The following is an 18,886-nucleotide window of genomic DNA, read 5'->3' as shown; positions in this document are numbered from 1 at the left end:
GATTAAGATCAATACCTGTAAACTGTAAACTCTGCCATAAAAGTTAGATCTTGCTTACCCTCGAGCAGGGTTGCCCTGATCTGCCTCAGGTACTGCCTGGTGATGGGATATTCCTGAAAGCTTTTTACAGCCGGATCAAAAGCCAGGTTATCGCCCAGCAGGATCCAGTTTGTGCCATCCAGTGTACCTTCAAGCTTAAATTTAGTAAAACCATTGGCATTGTTCTGCCTTGCGGCAATGGCTACTTTAGTCACGTATATAGGTTGAAGCATATCGAAATTCAGCCAGTGCGGGTAACTGCTCCTTGGCAATGGCGAATACCTGGAATGCCATATGGTAGCCAGATTGCCGTCTATAAGTGCAGAGGCGAGGCCTGTAGATTCGCCTGTTACCTGCTCTGTAGATGCTGTGGCAATCCAGCCTGTGGTTGTGGCCGGAACTTCTTCCAGCTTTGGCGCAACAATAAAAATCGTCTTTGCCATAGGGCTGATGGTATACCCTGAGGCGTCGGTGATGGTTAAGGGCAGACAATAGCTTTTGTCGGAACTGAACTTTTTGGAAAAGTACTTAATGCTAACCAGATCGGACGACATCCCTCCTTTTGGAATGGTAACTTCCAGCTTGCCCACCTGGTAAGCATCTGCCGGAAATTTCTCATAGGGAGGCAGGGCCGAATTGAGGCGGATGGCATTGATGCTGTCAAGCGCTTTCTGATCAACAGAAAATTTAATACTGATATTGTTTGCCGGTAAACCCAATGCACCATAACCTGCACCAAAGGTAAATTCCCGTGCATCGTCCGTATAAGGAAATATGGTTAAATTCTGCGTGCCTCTGTTGGCCTTGGCAATAAATATCTGCGCACCAGCTTTGGAGTCGGTTTCAAGTTCAAAAGCGTCATTTGTTTTGCAGGCAGCAAAGCAAAGCAAAACAAACAATGCCAAAAGGTTATATTTTTGAGTATTCATATGTTTCTTCTGATAAAGGTTAGTAGCCCGGAAACTGGACCAATTGTTTGTTTCTATCCGCTTCGTTCTGGCCGTAAGGCATAAAATAATACCTTCTTTGCCATGAGGCCCTGTTGATTACAGGTGTCCGTTTATGAAATGCAGGATCTGAAAGCGAGGTGCCGGCATCCATGTTCATGCCGTAAAAAGCGCCGCCCTGGTTAGATCCAAGCTGATCGGCAATTTTCCATCTGCGGACATCAAAATAACGGTTGCCCCCTTCAAAACAGAGTTCAATTCTCCGTTCCAGGCGAATCTGCTTACGCAATTCCTGCTGGTCTGCTCCGGCAGATAGTGCAGGCAAACCTCCTCTTAGCCGAACCTCGTTCAGGTATTTCAATACATCAGGATGACCTGGCTCGGCCTCGTTTAATGCTTCGGCATAGTTCAGGTAGAGTTCTGCAAGCCTGATGAGCATAGCTGGCCGGGCTACGTTTACGGCAGGGTTTACACTATAGGTAGGATGTATGTTCTTACGAACTACATAACCTGTTTTAGGCCAATCTCTAGGCGCCCCTGCCTTACCTGAAGTTCCGGAATTGAAAAATTCAACCCTTGCATTGTTGGCGCCTGTTTTCGCCACGCCCGGATTAACAGCCCCGTTAAAGGTAATGTCTACATAAAAACGGGCTTCACGACCGGTGTACATGGTGTTTGTTCCGGCAACATAGTATACTGTAGCAGGTTTATTATAGGTATTTTCATTATAGGCAGGATTACCGGCTATCGGCGAACCGTCGCTCATCCTGAAATCATCTACCAGGCTTTGCACAACGCCCAAGCCATTGTATCCAGTTCCCTGTGTAGACCGCGGTGCTACCCGTATTTCCCAGGAACTGGTAGCTGTTGCAGGTCTTAACCATATTCCTTCTGTTTTCCAGCCATCCCAGTAAAGGTTTCTGCAAGCCAAAAAGGCCGCTCTGAAAGGATCAGCGTCTGTTACCTTGTAAATACCCTTGCCATTGGAAACAGCAATATCTATGGCTTGTTTGGCTGCATCTGCGGCTTTTTTCCAGCGCGTAGCATCATATACCGGGTTAATCAGTACTTTGCCATCCAGGTTTTTAAAGTCTGAAAATTCGGAGTTTCCATTGTAAAGCGGACTGGCATGATACAACAAAATCTGAGATTCAACTGCGGTGGCGATGATCTTATTGATACGCCCGGTCTGGGCAATATCGAGGTCGGTAGTGCTGCCTACTACATAATTGTTCAGTGGCAGATCTGCTTTAGCTAAAGCAATTTCCTGCAACACAAAAGCCACACATTCATCCCATGAGCTCCTTGGAATCTGAAAATCGTCTGAAGGTGTCGCGGATTTTAAAGGCATAATCACCACTGGCCCCAGTTCTTTCATCATCATCCAATAATAAAACGCCCTTAGAAAACGTGCTTCGCCTTTGTACTGCTTAATGAGTTCGGGACCATTCACCAGGCCGAGTATTTCCTGATTGCCATCTACCTTCTCCAGGAAAATGGTGGCAGCACGGATTCGTTCGTAATAACTGGTAAACCTTGTGGGGGTATTGCTCGGCGACAGGGCACCACTTACTATTGCAGGCGTGTTCCAGTTGGAAGCATCCATCTCGTCGGTAGTGGTGTGAAATACATAACCAAAGTTATCCTGGTTCCATATGTCGGGCACCATTGAATACAAGCCGGCAAGCCAGCTTTCTGTCTGCCCTCTGTTGGTAAAAATATCCTCTACTTTTATCAGGTTGTCTGGAACAGTATCAAAATATCCCTTTTTACAGCCCAGGGGTAAAATTGTGGCCACACATAGCAATGCAGCGAATATTTTATTTATCTTTTTAGTTTTCATGGCTTCTGTTATTGAAAATTAGCACGTAAACCTATATTGTATGTGGTAATGTTAGGATAGGTGGCTCCTCTGCCATCACCAAGTTCCGGGTCCCAGAATTTCCATTTTGAAAAGGTGAGCAGATTGGTCCCGTTAGCAAATATCCGCAGGCGTTTTATAGCCGCTTTTTGCAACAATTTGTTGTCAAATGTATAACCAATCTCTGCGCTCTTCAAACGGATATAATCCGCACGTTTGATCCACCAGGTGCTGGTGTTATAATTGGTTGTGATATCCTGATTGGTAGACAACCTTGGATAAAACGCATTTGGGTTCGGATTTTCAGGAGTCCAGCGGTCATTAATGGTGGTATATACGTTTCCGTAAGAAGGCCCTTGAGAAAAAGGTGTGGTACCAAAACCGCTGGCATAACTAAAATCCACGAGGGCCGCCCCTTGGAAAAACAGACTGATGTCGAATTTTTTAAAGCCACCGCCCAGGTTAAGTCCATATACAATCCGTGGTACTGCACCATAACCTATGGCTGTCTGGTCGTTCGAGTTAATGATTCCGTCCCCATTCAAATCCTTATAACGGATATCCCCTGGCCTGACATCACCGGTTTGTACTGCGGCATTGTCAATTTCATCCTGGTCTTTAAAAAGACCGGTTGCGATATAGCCAAAACGCTGACTGATCGGCTGGCCAATTCTGTTCAGGTAATCGTAACGCCATGGCGGCAAACCATCAAATTCAGCCAGGTTTTTGTTGTAGTTAAACGTTCCCCTAAAACTAAAGAAGTTGTCTTTGGAAAAATTCCTGGTATAGTTTAGTGTGGCATCTATTCCCTTATTTCCGGTAGCACCGATGTTATTGTAAGGAATGTTCCCTATGGTAAATCCCGAGTTATAAGGGATTACATAGTTGGGCAATAAAATACCTCTTCGCTTTTCATTAAACAGCTCTACAATCAACTGAAGGTCATCTTTAAGAAAGTTCATTTCAATCCCTAAATTCTGCCTGTAAGAGCTTTCCCATTTTACATCTCCACCGATACGGCTTTCACCAAAGCCGGCATAATTTCTGGTAGCACCGGGTTCACCAAAAGTATAATCATAACCGCTATTACCAATAGTGGTAAGGTAAAGGAACCTGAGTGCTGAACTGGTTACTGCGGCATTTCCCGATTTACCGTAAGTGTAACGCAATTTAAAGTGCGAAAATATACCTTTTAAGGATTCAAAGAACTCTTCATTGGATACGATCCAGCCTGCACCTATTGAGGGAAAGAATCCATAACGTTTACTTGGAATGAAATTATCTGAGCCGGAATAAGAAAAGTTTGCTTCTACAAAGTACCTGTCTTTGTAACCATAGGTACCCCGGCCTACCAGATTGCGCTGGCGGTAGGGAATGGCCCCTTTATAATCGGTTACATTTGCCCTGGCATCGCTGTAATCAGATTGATTGAACAAGGCTAGCCCGGATACATCATGATCCCCGAATTTTCTGGAATAGTTGAGAGAAAATTCATTGTAGAAACGCCTGTCGCCATACCTGGAATAAGCAAAGCCCAGATTGGCTGTTCCAGGGGTGCTTATAGCGGTAATCAGGTTCCCATCAGCATCCCTTCCACTGGCAAAATAAGTTTGCAATGTCCGGATTCTGTCCAGGTTATTAGTTACATTAACATCAAATGCAAAGAGCGCCGAAAGATTTAGCCCCTGTGTAATGAAATTCATATCCTGAACTACTTTCAGATTGGAACGTACGGCATTGTTGTAAGTATTGGTAACACCTGATTGTGTAAGTGCCATAAAGGGGCTCGGCAGTGTACCAGGCAATTGCGGCCATAAACCGTTTGAGTATTTTGCAGGTATAATGTGCGGCGCAGAACTTGTGGCCAGGGCAAAAAGTTCGTTAACACCATAGCCCGGCTGATTAACATTGGTAATGTAGCCATTGATCCCGAAATCAAGTTTTGTGGTACCAGTGATGTTTACCCCTACGTTACTGGTAAAATTGAAGCGGTCGAGTTTTAGGGTTGAATTATAGGATTGCACCTCGTCGCGCTTGAACATCCCCACTTCACCATAATAGCCTGCTGAAATGTAATAATTAGAAGTTTCCGAACCGCCCCTTACATTCAAACTGAACCTGTTGTTTCTTCCGTATTTGTTGAACAGGGTATTGTACCAGTTCACATTCGGATACAGGTCTGGGTCTTCGCCAGAAGTATGTTTGGCAATACGTTCTTCGGTATACAAAGGCGTACGCCCCCTCATGGTAAGCCCTTCATTATACAGGTTCATGAATGAAGGAGCATCCAGAAATTTTGGCAGTTCAGTAAATTTGCTGGCGCCCTGGTTGGCCTCCGCATTGATAGTTGGTTTGCCGGCTTTGCCTTTCTTAGTGATGATGATAATGACACCATTTGCCCCCCTTGTACCATATACTGCAGTTGCTGAAGCATCTTTTAAAACGGTAAAACTCTCTACATCTTCAGGATCAATGTTATTAATTGAACGATCTGGCACACCATCAACTACCAGTAAAGGGGTTTGCGGACTGGAAGCGAAAGTGGCAATACCACGGATAAAGATATCTGCGCCATCAGCGCCGGGTGCTCCGCCTCTTTGATAAGCAACCACACCTGCCAGACGACCAGCGATAGCGGAAGTTAAATCGCGTACAGGGAGTTTTAATTCCTCTGGTTTTAAGGTTACCTGGGCACCAACCAGACTGGCTTTCTTTTGCCTGCCAAAACCGACTACGGCTACTTCTGCCAGGCTGCCCTCTTCAGGCTCCAGGGTAATGTTCAGGTCTACCCTGTTTCTAACCGGTACCGTCTGTTTCTTATAACCAATGAAGGAGAACTCTAGCGTATCCGTTGGTTCCACTTCTATGGTATATTTGCCTGCATTGTTAGTTACTGTCCCATTCTGCTCGCCCTTTACCTTTACACTCACACCGGGGATCGGGTTGGCCAGTTCGTCTTTTACGGTACCTGATATCTTTAATGGTTTTGCATTGGTTTTTAGCCGGTAAATAGGTTCTGCGGGCTTTTCTTTGACCACTATGGATTTTCCCATAAGGGTAAAAGTCAGGGGGCCTTTTGCCAGTACTTTCTCCAGTGCATCTTCCAGCGTTACTGCTTTCAGGCTTAAAGTCAGCGGTTTTATCTTATCCATATCGGTAGAAAGGATAATGATGTTATAGCCTGATTGTTTATGGATGGCCTTGAGCACATTGTTCAAAGGCATATTGCTAACATTCAGCGTAATTTTCCGTTGCGCTATGCTGGCTGCACTGACTTGCAGTAATGCCGATATTAACAAAATTATGGTCAACTTCATTGCTAATAGAATTTTCTTGTTCATACAGAGGCTCCTATATAAACCAGACAAATAAATTTTCATACATTTGGTTAGTTTTGGTCAGCGATTACGCATGGCATTTCCGTGCCGAATGGTAATCAGATTCGATTAATTGTTTTGTCAGACTGTTTTGAGAAGGATGACCCGGACTTTTCTACGGGGGTGCTACAACACCCCTTTTTTAATTTTACCGGATCAACGCAGGGTAAAGTTTAGCGCATAATGGTGATCCTCCTTCCTTCAGTTTTAAATTTAAACTTATCTGTTTCTTCCAATAGTTTCAGTACTTCTGCAAGCTGCGTATTCCTTGTAAGCGTTCCTGTTATTTTGGTCTTGTCGTCGGCAATTCCCTGGTAGTCCACCTCTACATCATACCAGCGTTCCAGCTTGCGCATCAAGGCTTTAAGGTTATCGTTGTCAAAAATAAAATAGCCTTCTTTCCAGGCCACTGCTTCTTCTGTATCTACCTCTTTTACATTTAATGCCGATGGAGAGAGCACCGATTGCTGTCCGGGTGCTAATATCTTATAACTGCTACCCTCCGCGGTACGAAATACTTTCACACTGCCTTCCAGGAGTGTGGTTTTAATTGCAGATTCATCACTGTAAGCATTTACATTGAAATGTGTGCCCAATACTTCTATGGTCTGGTTGTCGGAAATAATCCTGAAAGGTTTCTTTTTATCTTTGGCAACCTCAAAATAAGCTTCACCTGTAAGCTCAACCTTTCTTTCTGCACCATCAAATTTTGTTGGATATTTTAAGGCAGAAGCAGCATTTAGCCATACTTTAGTACCATCTATCAAGGTAATCTGGTACTGGCCTCCCTTAGGGGCCTCCAGGGTATTGTATTTACCGGCCTGTTCCTTACCCTGCTCAACAATCTGGTAGGCGATCTGTCCATCGGCCGTTTTGGTAATTTTAACACTCCCCTGCAAGGCGAGTGTGCCTGTTGTACTATCTGTTAAGGCAATTCGTTTTCCATCGGCCAGTGTAAGGTAAGCTTTATTTGTTCCGGGTTTAATTTGAGCTTGTGTTGTGGCCAGACTTTCTTTATGCCCATTTGCATATTGTGTTGCAAAATAAAATAAGCCTGCCCCCAGCACCACAAACAAAGAAGCTGCAACCAGCAGCCGTTTTATGCTGAAAGTCCTGACGGCCGAAGGGGCCTGATACCCTGCAGCTGTTAGTTTGCCGGATATCCCTTTCCAGATGGCGTCGTTTGCATCATCCAGATCAGGTTCAGGCAATTCATCCTTTGAAATGAGGCTTTGTTTGTTATACCAGTTTTCAACAACAGCTATTTCTTCGGGCGTACATAGTCCCTTATTAAATTTATCAAGTAGTTCTTCCTGTTCTGAATGTGTATGTTTCATCGTTTTACAAACCGTTCTTAAGAGCGATTTAGAAGTATAACGACTTAGGGAACGGCAGGTAGTAGCCGGGACTAAAAAAAATTAAAAAAACATCAAAAACGAGGTAAGTTTGGTCCTCAGGATATGCAAGGCATTGTTCACTTGCTTTTTGACCGTCTTATCAGAGATGTTCAGATAATCTGATATTTCTTTGTATGTTTTATGCTCCTTCCTGCTCAGTTCAAAGACTGCCCGCATTTTGGGAGGCAGCGATTGGATTTCGGCTTCTATCCGGCGCGCAAGGTCGCGTTCACGCACAAGACTATCCGGCGCTGCTGCCTCAATTGCCATTTCTACCTTCAGCGAGGCCATATACCTGGCTTTTACTTTTGAATGCTTAACCTGATCCAATATCCTGTTTCTTGTACTGGTATAAAGAAAGGCGGCCAAAGGAGTTTTTATGGCGAGGTCCTTCGCCTTTGCCCAAAACATGGTAAAGACCTCCTGAACGACATCTTTGGCCTCATCATCGTTCTGCAGCATTTTACGCGCATGCCGATAAAGCAGTGCCCAGTACTTATCGTATATGGCTTTATAGGCACAGGCATCGCCCTGCTGAAATAAAGTCAGTAAATCTTCGTCATCTACATGTAGCAGTCTACTCATACAAATATTTAACTGGGCGCGAAGAAATATTCCTTCGTTTATTTACACGTCCAGGTGGTTATTAAATATTCTCCGTTCAGTTTTTGTTGTGTCAGGATAAAGCTATAAATAATTTATAACAGAAATGCTACACAAACGTTTGCGTAAAATTCAACCTACTCCATATAGTCGGCCTGTCTGCTTAACAAAGCCCTGTATTTGTTAAAGATACTGGTTTTGGAAACAAAGCCCAGGTACCGTCTTTCTTCATCCAGCACAGGAAGCAGCCAGGCGTTTTCCTTTTCCATCTTCTCCAGTACCAGTTTCAAAGGGTCAGAAATAAATACCAGTCCGGGAGCCTCCTGCATCAGGTCGTTCACATGCAGTTCCTCACCGGTATGTATTCCTTTTTTCAGCATATCTTCTGCATATACCAGTCCCTTAAACTCCAGTCCTTCCCCTACGACCGGAAACAGGTTGCGCTTAGACTGCAGCATTTCATTCCATTTTTCAGACAGCAGTTCGTTTTGGCCCAGCATCAGGTAATCTTTTTCTACCAGGTACCTTAGCTTCATCATGTTCAAAACGGTAGTGTCTTTATCTTCATGCGAAAGCAATTCGCCTTTTTTGGCCAGGGGTTCTGTATAAATTGAATATTTATATTTGCCCCGGTTAATCAGGTAAGCGATTGCTGATGTGATCATTAAGGGTACCATTAAAATATAGCCCCCTGTAATTTCCGCAATCAGGAAAATACCTGTAAGCGGTGCGTGCATGATGGCACTCAGCGAGGCTGCCATACCGGCAACTATAAAATTAGCGACATTTAAATGGGCAATACCAAGCGTATTCACAGTAAATGCAACAGCAAAACCTATTAAACCGCCCATAATTAAACTTGGTGCAAAAATACCTCCGTTTCCGCCCGCCCCTAATGTGATCAGGGTTGCGGCCGACTTGGCGAACACTGTAATCAAGGTAAACAAAATGATTACCCAGGGCAGGCTGCTGTAGTCTGAAAAAATACTGTTTGAAATCACCGCAGTGTAATTGCCCCCAAGCAGGTTTTTAATCGTGATATAGCCCTCACCATACAGGGTTGGAAATAAAAATACCAGCAGCCCCAGCATTAAGCCACCCAGCACCACTTTTTTATAAGGGTTACTGATTTTGTAAAAAGCAGATTTAATAATGCCATTTATCTTTTTGAAATAGATAGAAAACAGGCCGATCAGGACCGCCAGCAAGACGTAATAGATCAGTGCATTTATTTGCCAGCCCTCGGTTACCAGGTAAAAGAGCTGTTCGTTATAAAACAGGCGCGATACTACCGCTGCTGTAGCAGAAGCCAGCAATAAGGGTATAAATGCCGGAATGGTAAACTCCGGCAGCAGGACTTCTATGGCAAATACAATACCTGCAATGGGGCTGCCGAAAGCCGCTGCAATACCAGCTGCTGCACCGCAGGCCAGCAGTAAAGTGGTTTCCCTGTAGGATAGGCCAAAAAAACGACCCACTACAGAACCTATACCACCGCCACTGGTTACTATAGGTGCTTCCAAACCTGTAGAGCCACCAAATCCAACGGTAAGCGCAGCGGTAATGACCTGCGAATAGATATTATGCGGTTCAATTTTACTTGATTTTTTGGAAATGGTATACAATATAGGTGTTAGGCCGGTTTCAAATTCTCCCTTTCTGATGAACCTGCGCACATACATAACCGACAGCAATATACCGATGAAAGGAAAAATGAAAAAGAGATAGTACTTGTATTGCCAGTGAAAACCCGACTGTAGAAAATCTTCTATGTGATGGGTTAAGGTTTTGAGCAGTGAAGCAGCAAGTCCCGCCAGTATGCCCACAATGAGGGCCGCGATGACCAGAAAATTTCTATTCGATATTTTTGTCTTCCTGTATTGGTTAATGCTGTCTATATAATTTACCGCCCTTACATACATTTTAAACTGTTTTATGCATCAAACTTATCCAATAATTTGATGAGCGTTGCGAAGTCTTTAGGGTACGGTGCTTCAATGATGATATCCTGTCCGTCGGTACCCTTAAATACCACATGCCTGGCATGCAGTGCAAAGCGTTTCATAATAGGTTGTTCCTCTTCATCCTTGGCTAACCTGTAGCCTTTTTTTAAACTGGAAAGGTATACAGGTTTTCCTCTGTACATGTCATCGCCGGCAATTGCAGCTCGCTGTGTGGCCAGGTGGATTCTGATCTGGTGCATACGCCCGGTGATGGGCTTACATTCTACCAGCGTGTAATGTCTGTAGTTCTTTAGCGTGTTAAAAATGGTTTCGGCACGCTTGCCTTCTTTGCGGTCAATGGTTACACTTTTATTGCCGTCATTCAGAATGGGCAGGTCTATAAAAAGTTCATTAAAGCTAAACTGACCGTCGACCACAGCGTGGTAGGTTTTATTGACCTTGCGCTTTTCAAACTGTATGGAAACATGACGATAAGCTTCGGGTGTTTTGGCAATGATGATTGCTCCGGATGTTTCTTTATCCAAACGGTGACAAACCTGTGCATCAGCACTGTATTGTTTGGCAAGACGAAGAATATTAACTTCTCCTGAACCGCCGCGTTCATCCAATGATGCAACAAATGGCGGTTTATTCACTACGATATAATCATCGTTTTCAAACAGGATCAGATCTTTAAAAGAGGGATATTTCAATATAATACGAATTTCTTAGCCACAAAAGTACTAAGAAAGTTCGAATTTATAGCCTACCCCTTTTACTGTGGCTACATAGGATTCACCCAGCTTTTCACGTAGCTTACGGATATGCACATCAATGGTACGGTTGGTAACCACTACCGAGTCTTCCCAGATGTTTTTAAGGATGGATTCCCTGGTGTATACTTTTCCGGGTTTGGAAGCCAGCAGATAGAGCAATTCAAACTCTTTTTTGGCCAGTACCACCTTTTGACCATCCTGGTAAACCAGGTAAGCCTCACGGTCGATCACCAGGTCACCGATCTCCACTTTATTATCGGATACCTCGTCTGTGCTTGAGTTCCTTCTCAAGATGGCATTGATGCGGCTTACCAGCGCGCGTGGTTTTATCGGTTTAGCGATATAATCGTCTGCGCCTACATTAAAGCCGGCAATTTCAGAATATTCTTCACTGCGTGCAGTAAGGAACACCATGAACGTATTTTTAAATTCAGGGATGGCACGCATCAGACGGCAAGCCTCTATACCATCCATTTTCGGCATCATAATATCCAGGATGATCAGATCTGGGTGCACCTTCTTCGCAATAGTAATACCTTCCTGTCCGTTCCCCGCCAGGAAAACCTGATAACCTTCCTTTTTTAAGTTATATTCTATCAACTCTAAAATGTCTGGTTCATCATCAACAATAAGTATCTTCTGTTTTACGGTGCTCATAGCTTTAATTATTTGTTACGAAATTAGGTAATCAATTATAATATAGCGTTAAACCCAAGTTAACAAATTGTTAAGAACATCCTGTATATTAACATGAATTTAGGGTTAGCGTAAAGTTTTATTTAAAAAATCATCCAAAGCTGCTCCACGCAGGTTTTTAGCAATGATTTTACCATCCGGATCAATAATAAAAGAGCTTGGGATAGCCTCAATCGAATATAGCACGGCAGTAGGACTGTCAAAATCTTTCAGGTCGCTGGCGTGTGCCCAGGTTAAATTATCGGCTGCAATGGCAGCTTTCCAGGCCGCTACATCCTTGTCTAAAGAGATACCTAAAATGGTAAAGTTCCTGTCTTTATAGGTCTGGTAAGCCTTTACTACATTTGGATTTTCCTGACGACATGGTGTACACCAGGAGGCCCAGAAATCAAGCATTACATATTTACCTTTAAAGTCGGACAGTTTAAGCGGCTTGCCATCAACGCTGTTGATGCTGAACTGGGGTGCCGGTTGTCCGATCTGAACAGACTTTAATTTAGCCATTCTCAGCAGAAACTCAGTTACCGCCGGATTCTTGTTAAAACTGCTTTTTATTTTATCAGAATAAGCCACCAGCTCTTTTTCGTATTCGGCAGGATTTAGCAGGTTCACGGCATAAAAACCTGCAAGCGAATTGGTATTTTCCTGGGCAAATTTTAATACTGCCTTATTTAAAGCATCAATTTCCTGCGTATATTGCGGGCGCATCTGCTCCATGATCACATCTCTTTGATCGGGTTTGGCAGCAACAGTTTCATCAAATTTCCTTTGGATCTCATTTATTTTAACCATATACTGGTTTTTAGTTTTGTTGAGCTCCTGCAATTTATCTGCCTCGGCAGCGCCCGAAATGCTGTAGGAAAGATTTTTATCAGACAGATCGGCTTCGATCTTGATGTGATCGCCGTTCTTCGCAATGATCATGTATTCACTATGTCCGGACGAGATCTTGAAAAAATCTGCTTCAGGCGTGCTGTGGCTAAACTTAAACTCGCCCTTTTCTGAAAAAACGGTAGAATCCAGGGGTTTTGCCTGGTCCTTTTGTAAGCCAAACAGGTACACCTTGCTGCCAGCAGCAGCATTCTTAAACTGTCCTTCTATCACAAAACCACTTTTATCCTTACATGCGGCAAACACAATGCAAAGTACCAGCACATATCCAATCTTTTTGATCATATCTATTATTTTAACTTATCCTGTAACAATTGATTTATTTTCTGTGGGTCTGCCTTACCTTTAGCCAGCTTCATCACATCCCCGACAAACAGTCCCAACACTCCTTTTTTTCCTTTCTTATAGGCTTCTACCTGCGCCTGGTATTTAGCAAGCACTTCATCTACAAACGCAGATAATGCATCTCCATTGTCTTCAATCAGTAAATTCAGCTTTGCCGCCAATACCATCACATCTTCTGCAGGTGCCTTAACCATTTCGGGCAACAGCTGCTGCAGGGCAACCTGCTGACTGATTTTCTTATCATCTACCATATTAATCACATCGGCCAATTGCTCGGGTGCAACCTTAAAATCCGTTATCGTGACTTCCTTTTCATTGAGCATGGCCCTTATTGGGCCCGCCAGCCAGTTAATCAGGTTCTTTTTGTTGTTTACATGCACCAATGCATGGTTAAAATAAAGCAGCAGGTCCTGGTCTTCCGATAACATGGTTGCTTCTGAACTGCTTACCGCATAATCGGCCACCAGTTTCTTGGCGATTTCCTGTGGCAATGCAGGCATATCAAATTTCATCTGGGCAAGCCATTCGTCGGAAATGTGGACTGGTGCCAGGTCCGGGTCCGGAAAATAGCGGTAATCGTTGGCTTCTTCCTTACTGCGCATAGGTGCCGTAGTACCCTGATCGGCATCAAAAGTTAAGGTACTCTGTACGATATTTCCGCCACTGCTGATCACTTGCTGCTGACGGACAAATTCAAATTCTATCGCCCGGCGTACATTTCGGATGGAGTTCAGATTTTTCACTTCACAGCGCGTTCCAAACTCGGATGCACCCATTTTACGAATGGAGATATTGGCATCGCAACGCAGACTGCCTTCTTCCATATTGCCGTCACTTACGTCGAGGTACCGCACCAGTTTTCTGATCTCGGTAAGCAGTAATGATGCTTCTTCGGCACTGCGGATATCAGGTTCTGTTACGATTTCAATTAAAGGCACTCCTGCCCTGTTCAGATCGACATAAGAATATTTATCGTCCTGATCATGCATGCTTTTACCTGCATCTTCTTCCAGGTGGATCCGGTTAATTCCGATTCGTTTTTCTTCACCTGTATTTAGGGTAACATTAAGAAAGCCATTTTGGCAAATCGGCTTATTGTCCTGCGTAATCTGGTAACCCTTAGGCAGATCGGCATAAAAATAGTTCTTTCTGTCAAAATAATTAACCTGGTTGATGCTGCAGTTTAAGGCCAGGCCCATCCGCACGGCCTTTGCAACCACTTCTTTATTCAGTTTTGGCAGCGCACCCGGCAATGCCAGTGAAACTGCTGAAATGTGTTCATTGGGTTTTGCACCAAAAGATGCACTATCTGGTGAGAATATTTTGGATTGTGTATTTAACTGTACGTGGATCTCTAAACCAGATACCAATTCGAATTCTGATAGAGAAACTGGAGTTTTCGTACTCATTTGTGCGCAATAGTTTTCTTGGTTCCTGATGTATTTTACATACAAACATAACCATTTATAAGTTATGATGAAACAAAGCCTGCTATCTGCTGCTGCTCAGAGAGTCCTGCAATGGATAGTTTAAGCTATCTGTGCTGACCGTATCCGTTTGAGGTGATGCCGGTAAAGTCTCTGTTTGAACTACAGTTTGTTTTTTTTTCTTTACAGGCCGGGGGTGCTTGTTGTAGAAAACAGCACCAATGGCTGTCCCTAAAAGTGCAGTACAGGCGATGGCAAGGTACCTGAATTCTCTTCTTTTGTAGAATGGTATAGTGATTTTCTCTTCCGTCATTTTAATCGGTAATTAATTAAATGCCCTCTAAAGTACTTAAACCAGCGTTGTATTTTAAACAAAAAACGCGGAGCAGGCAAATTTGTTTGATGTCAGTTCAGCGAAAAGGAGACCTAATCAGTTTTTTATTCCAAAATCAAAAAATAAACAAAATAATATTCCTATTTAAATAAAAATTACCACACATTATTTCAGTTAATATAGCTTTGTAATTCAAAAACTTAGTACCAAAAATGAGTAAATATTCCTTATCAACAAACGAAGAACAAGTGTTGGCCCGGTTACTGGAAGAAGTAAAATTAAATACCCGTTATTTTATGGGCTATCCGGTCTCGAAAGATTTTAGTTATACTGAACTGATGCCTTTTATGGAGTATCCGATGAATAACCTGGGCGACCCTTTTGTACCTTCTACCTATGCTGTAGGCTCAAGGGAAATTGAAAAAGAGGTAGTGCGCTTTTTTGCCGAGCTATTCAGAGCGCAAGCCGACGATTGCTGGGGTTATGTGACCAACGGAGGCTCGGAAGGTAACCTGTATGGCCTGTACCTGGCCAGGGAGCTGCACCCTAAGGGCATGGTGTATTATTCGGAAGCTACACATTACAGTGTGCAAAAGAACCTGCATCTGTTAAATATGTCCAATATCGTCATCAGCACCCAGCATAACGGAGAAATTGATTATGAAGACCTGGAAAACACCATCCGTATGAACAGGCATATGCCAGTGATCATTATGGCCAATATAGGCACGACGATGACCGAAGCCAGGGACGACATCAGCAAGATCAGGCAGATTTTAAAAAAACTGGCCATCAAACATTATTATATCCATGCAGATGGGGCTTTATCTGGCAGCTATAGCGCGTTGATTGAACCCCGTCCGGCATTTGATTTTGCAGATGGTGCAGACAGCATTGCCATTAGCGGTCATAAATTTATCGGCTCGCCTATTCCCTGCGGTGTGGTTGTGGTCAAAAAATCCAACCGCGACAGAATAGCCCGCTCTGTGGCCTATATCGGCAGTATGGACACCACCATTTCTGGCTCAAGAAATGGACATAGTCCGCTCTTTTTGTGGTATACGATCAAAAAGCTGGGTATTAAAGGCTTAAAAGAACGTGCCAGCCATTGCCTGGAAGTAGCAGCTTATGCCGAACAGCAGTTGAAGGCCATTGGGCTGCCAGCCTGGAGAAATGCCAACAGCATTACTGTAAACTTCCCCGAACCTGATATCAAAATCCGTCAGAAATGGCAACTTGCTGCCGAAAACTCCTGGTCGCACATCATCTGCATGCCTAATGTAAACAAAAACCAGATTGATGAGTTGATAGCGGAAATCACAGCAGTTAAAAAGCCGTTTTTAGCCCCAGTGTAAACCAGCTGCCTGGCATAGGAACGGCTCCTGCTTCTATATACTGTACGTCGAATATATTTGCGGCGTCGGCATAAATACTGTAATGCTGCCTTTTAAAAGCCAGTCTTGCATCCATGGTCATATAATCTTTATAACTGATGCGTTCGCAATAGCGAGTGGTCAGTGTTAAAGTAAGTGCCTGGTAAAGGCTGGCAGTTAAGGTAGTACTCAGCTGGTTGCGCAAACTTTCCAGTGCATAACGGGAAAAGTTTGCACTTTCCAGTGTTTTTTTAAGGTCGGGTTTAAGATAGGTATAAGATGCGCCTAAACGGATATCATCTAAAACTATGCTGCCGGTTTTTAAGGTATAATCTGCAGCAAGGGTTAAACCTTTGGTATGGATACGACCGAAATTTTGCGGCTGCCATGGGTCGGTCTGCAGGGCTTTAACCCAGTCTATAAAACTATCAATCCTGCGTATAAAATAGCTTACATTTAACTGGAGCCTTTCATTGTTAAATTTCAATCCGCCTTCTGCATATATTGATTTTTCAGGCTTCAACTGATCGTTCCCTATATTGGTAGGTCCTTTATAATAAAGATCGGTATAGGTTGGCAGGCGTTGTCCGGTACCCAGATTGGCAAATATCCGCCAGTCGCCATAAAAGTTATAGCCAACATCCAGTCCGGGAAAGGCCTGCCAGCCATAATCGGAATTGTAATTGGTATAAACACCAAGGTTGGCCAGTAATCCGGCTAGAGGCTCAAATTTATATTCGGTAAACAAACCAGCATTGTTACGGTTTCTTTTACCCAGATTGGTGCTGCTTATACGTTCGGTCCTGGCTTCCAGTCCCAGCCCAAATGTTCCCATCTCTGTCTCTATAGTATTGTTCAGTTCGACGTCCAAAACATGGGTCTGGTGATGGTTATGAAACTTATCCGGCGTTTGCTTAATATACAGATAATCATCTACATTATTCCTATAGCTAATGCGGGGTACGATGGTCCAGTACTGGCTTAAACGGCTGGTATAAGCAACCGAAGCAAGTAACGTTTTAATGGTTTCTTCAGATTCCTTGTCGCCTGGAGCAGAATAAAAGCTGTTTGCACCAAAATTGTTGTGCACGTAACCCGCCATTACATCCAAAGCATTTGTTTTTCCTACCTGGTATTTTCCCTGATAATATACTTTCTGATTATTGAAGGCAGTATTGTAACGGTAACCATTTCCTGCTTCCTTACCGGCCGACAAGAGGTGGCTAGAGCCTTTTAAGACGAGATTGCCACTGGCGCGCAAACCATAATTGTAGTACTTATCTCCTGAAATGTTGTTCTTAAAGCTACTTCCAGCAAAAACATTAGCGGCGGCTCCTGTATTTACGGCATTCCTTGTCACGATGTTGATGGCGCCGGTTAAGGCATTAATACCATAAATTCTGGATGCTGACCCACGCAATATTTCAATATGGTCAATGTCATCGATACTGACCGGAAGGTTCATCATGTTGTGACCGGTTTGCGGATCGGAAACTTTAATGCCGTTGAGCAGGACGAGCGACTGGTCGAAAGTCCCGCCATCTATACTGATATCGGCCTGCAAGCCGCCCGGACCACGCTGTCGTATATCTAAACCCGAAACATAGCTGAGCAGTTCGCCTACCGATCTGGCCGGCAAATTTTTGATCTTTTCAGCGTCTATGATCCAGATATTCCTGTTCTGTTTCGAAAATGGCAGCTGTATCCTGTTTTCTTTGATTACAATTTCATTCAGTTTCCTGATCGTATCTTGCTGGGCATAAGCAGTTAGTGTGGCGGAGAGTAACAGTACCGGAAAAACAAGGCCTTTTAAATGCATCTTCATTTTAATTTTGGAGCGGCAAATATAGCCTGTTTCCGGCATTCCTGCTCCATCCTTTTATCCGGGGTTTGATATGGATGTATGCTAAAGGGCGGATGACCCTACATCATTAAAATAAATTTTTCCAGACCTGCAACGACAAAGGTTAAGATTTCATATTAAATTAACCTGTCCAAAAGGACAGGAATAAAAAAAAGCGGGAATAATCCTCCGACCATTCCCGCTCATCTAAATTAACGCTCTCAGTAATATAGACGCTGGTTTATCCTGATTATTGTGCAGGGATTAAAAAAAAATTATATTTAATGCATGAAACAATCCTTAACTACCACATTATCAATTATTGCATTTTTATGCTGCAGCATCGCATCTTTGGCTCAATCTAAGCATTTATTTAATGGAACAGACCTCAGTGGCTGGCATAGTGATGTGCCCGATCACGACAAGAACCCGGATATCCGGCCCTCTTTTCTAGTACGTAACGGACTTTTAGTGAGTATGGGTAATCCAAAAGGGCATTTGATCACGGATGCAACTTATCAGAACTATCGCATTGAAGTGCAATACCGCTTTTCGGCCAAACCTGGAAATTGCGGGGTCCTGGTACACGCCTCGACACCAAGAGCCCTTTATGGGATGTTTCCGAAATCCCTGGAAGTTCAGATGCAAAATCAGAATGCCGGAGACTTTTGGTGCATTGAAGAAGACATCACCGTGCCCGATATGGAAGCCAGACGGGGGCCAAAAGAAAACTGGGGGGTAAATGGCAACAAACAGCGCCGGATAAAAAGAATGGCTGACAACGTTGAAAAGCCGGTTGGCGAATGGAACAAAATGATTGTGGAATGCCTGGACGATAAAGTAAAAGTGTGGGTGAATAATAAATTGGTAAACTATGGTTATAACTGCACTGCAAAAAGCGGACAAATTGCCATACAGGCAGAAGGCTCGGAAGTAGAGTTCAGAAAAGTTACCTTAAAACCTATTAAAAAATTAAGTAAAGATTAGGAAAAACTCCTTAATTTTGCAGGATATCATCTTATTTATCTGGCATA

The 18,886-nt window shown here is 43.5% G+C and carries 14 protein-coding genes; 2 read left to right on the top strand and 12 right to left on the bottom strand.

Translation table 11 applies throughout. From position 1 onward, the window contains the following. Window positions 1-8 precede the first annotated feature (8 nt). The 11 genes from B9A91_RS14675 to B9A91_RS14625 form a co-directional block, all read right to left on the bottom strand. A complete protein-coding gene (locus tag B9A91_RS14675; RefSeq protein ID WP_084239773.1) occupies window positions 9-968 on the bottom strand; it encodes a BT_3987 domain-containing protein in 960 nt (319 codons plus the stop codon). 19 nt (window positions 969-987) lie between these two features. Beyond that, window positions 988-2,829 (bottom strand): RagB/SusD family nutrient uptake outer membrane protein, encoded by a 1,842-nt coding sequence (locus B9A91_RS14670; protein ID WP_084239772.1) that lies wholly within the window; start codon window positions 2,827-2,829, stop codon window positions 988-990. 8 nt (window positions 2,830-2,837) lie between these two features. Then, window positions 2,838-6,164 carry a TonB-dependent receptor gene (locus B9A91_RS14665; RefSeq protein WP_159451704.1) on the bottom strand — a complete coding sequence of 1,109 codons (3,327 nt, stop codon included), beginning with the start codon at window positions 6,162-6,164 and terminating at the stop codon, window positions 2,838-2,840. Window positions 6,165-6,397: 233 nt separating this feature from the next. Continuing rightward, complete coding sequence (locus B9A91_RS14660; RefSeq protein ID WP_084239770.1) at window positions 6,398-7,561, bottom strand: FecR family protein; 1,164 nt, start codon at window positions 7,559-7,561, stop codon at window positions 6,398-6,400. Between the two features lie 81 nt (window positions 7,562-7,642). Further along, window positions 7,643-8,206, bottom strand: coding sequence for an RNA polymerase sigma factor (locus B9A91_RS14655; protein WP_084239769.1), 564 nt, complete (start codon window positions 8,204-8,206; stop codon window positions 7,643-7,645). A 155-nt stretch (window positions 8,207-8,361) separates the two neighbouring features. Further along, window positions 8,362-10,146 (bottom strand): chloride channel protein, encoded by a 1,785-nt coding sequence (locus B9A91_RS14650; protein ID WP_084239768.1) that lies wholly within the window; start codon window positions 10,144-10,146, stop codon window positions 8,362-8,364. Window positions 10,147-10,157: 11 nt separating this feature from the next. Further along, window positions 10,158-10,880, bottom strand: coding sequence for an RluA family pseudouridine synthase (locus B9A91_RS14645; RefSeq protein WP_084239767.1), 723 nt, complete (start codon window positions 10,878-10,880; stop codon window positions 10,158-10,160). Between the two features lie 30 nt (window positions 10,881-10,910). Beyond that, entirely contained in the window at window positions 10,911-11,600 is a 690-nt protein-coding gene (locus tag B9A91_RS14640) for a response regulator transcription factor (RefSeq protein WP_084239766.1), read from the bottom strand. Between the two features lie 105 nt (window positions 11,601-11,705). Next, entirely contained in the window at window positions 11,706-12,815 is a 1,110-nt protein-coding gene (locus B9A91_RS14635) for a TlpA disulfide reductase family protein (RefSeq protein WP_084239765.1), read from the bottom strand. A 5-nt stretch (window positions 12,816-12,820) separates the two neighbouring features. Continuing rightward, on the bottom strand, window positions 12,821-14,284 hold the full coding sequence (gene gatB / locus B9A91_RS14630) for an Asp-tRNA(Asn)/Glu-tRNA(Gln) amidotransferase subunit GatB (protein WP_084240238.1): 1,464 nt from the start codon (window positions 14,282-14,284) through the stop codon (window positions 12,821-12,823). An 82-nt stretch (window positions 14,285-14,366) separates the two neighbouring features. After that, entirely contained in the window at window positions 14,367-14,615 is a 249-nt protein-coding gene (locus B9A91_RS14625; RefSeq protein WP_084239764.1) for a hypothetical protein, read from the bottom strand. Window positions 14,616-14,848: 233 nt separating this feature from the next. Here B9A91_RS14625 and B9A91_RS14620 point away from each other — a divergent pair, with 233 nt between their 5' ends. Further along, window positions 14,849-15,991 (top strand): histidine decarboxylase, encoded by a 1,143-nt coding sequence (locus B9A91_RS14620; protein ID WP_084239763.1) that lies wholly within the window; start codon window positions 14,849-14,851, stop codon window positions 15,989-15,991. Here B9A91_RS14620 and B9A91_RS14615 read toward each other — a convergent pair. Next, window positions 15,963-17,834 carry a TonB-dependent receptor plug domain-containing protein gene (locus B9A91_RS14615; protein WP_159451703.1) on the bottom strand — a complete coding sequence of 624 codons (1,872 nt, stop codon included), beginning with the start codon at window positions 17,832-17,834 and terminating at the stop codon, window positions 15,963-15,965. The two genes, B9A91_RS14620 and B9A91_RS14615, sit on opposite strands and share 29 nt — an antisense overlap. 306 nt (window positions 17,835-18,140) lie before the next feature. Between B9A91_RS14615 and B9A91_RS14610 the strand changes: the two genes are divergently transcribed. Continuing rightward, the gene (locus B9A91_RS14610; protein ID WP_084239761.1) at window positions 18,141-18,839 is read left to right on the top strand and encodes a 3-keto-disaccharide hydrolase; all 699 of its coding nucleotides are present in this window, start codon (window positions 18,141-18,143) and stop codon (window positions 18,837-18,839) included. Window positions 18,840-18,886 lie beyond the last annotated feature (47 nt).

This window comes from Pedobacter africanus (genome assembly GCF_900176535.1).
In the GTDB taxonomy this organism is placed as follows: Bacteria; Bacteroidota; Bacteroidia; order Sphingobacteriales; family Sphingobacteriaceae; genus Pedobacter; species Pedobacter africanus.
The sequence above is the reverse complement of the archived record's forward strand: the minus strand, read 5'-3'. Positions and strand labels throughout refer to the sequence as shown.

Excerpts from the sequence above, each read along its gene's own strand:
- B9A91_RS14625 (WP_084239764.1), bottom strand. The coding sequence starts at position 14,615 with ATGACGGAAGAGAAAATCACTATACCATTCTACAAAAGAAGAGAATTC.
- B9A91_RS14675 (WP_084239773.1), bottom strand. The coding sequence starts at position 968 with ATGAATACTCAAAAATATAACCTTTTGGCATTGTTTGTTTTGCTTTGC.
- B9A91_RS14660 (WP_084239770.1), bottom strand. The coding sequence starts at position 7,561 with ATGAAACATACACATTCAGAACAGGAAGAACTACTTGATAAATTTAAT.
- B9A91_RS14620 (WP_084239763.1), top strand. The coding sequence starts at position 14,849 with ATGAGTAAATATTCCTTATCAACAAACGAAGAACAAGTGTTGGCCCGG.
- B9A91_RS14655 (WP_084239769.1), bottom strand. The coding sequence starts at position 8,206 with ATGAGTAGACTGCTACATGTAGATGACGAAGATTTACTGACTTTATTT.
- B9A91_RS14670 (WP_084239772.1), bottom strand. The coding sequence starts at position 2,829 with ATGAAAACTAAAAAGATAAATAAAATATTCGCTGCATTGCTATGTGTG.
- B9A91_RS14665 (WP_159451704.1), bottom strand. The coding sequence starts at position 6,164 with ATGAAGTTGACCATAATTTTGTTAATATCGGCATTACTGCAAGTCAGT.
- B9A91_RS14610 (WP_084239761.1), top strand. The coding sequence starts at position 18,141 with ATGAAACAATCCTTAACTACCACATTATCAATTATTGCATTTTTATGC.
- gatB (WP_084240238.1), bottom strand. The coding sequence starts at position 14,284 with ATGAGTACGAAAACTCCAGTTTCTCTATCAGAATTCGAATTGGTATCT.
- B9A91_RS14650 (WP_084239768.1), bottom strand. The coding sequence starts at position 10,146 with ATGTATGTAAGGGCGGTAAATTATATAGACAGCATTAACCAATACAGG.
- B9A91_RS14640 (WP_084239766.1), bottom strand. The coding sequence starts at position 11,600 with ATGAGCACCGTAAAACAGAAGATACTTATTGTTGATGATGAACCAGAC.
- B9A91_RS14615 (WP_159451703.1), bottom strand. The coding sequence starts at position 17,834 with ATGAAGATGCATTTAAAAGGCCTTGTTTTTCCGGTACTGTTACTCTCC.
- B9A91_RS14635 (WP_084239765.1), bottom strand. The coding sequence starts at position 12,815 with ATGATCAAAAAGATTGGATATGTGCTGGTACTTTGCATTGTGTTTGCC.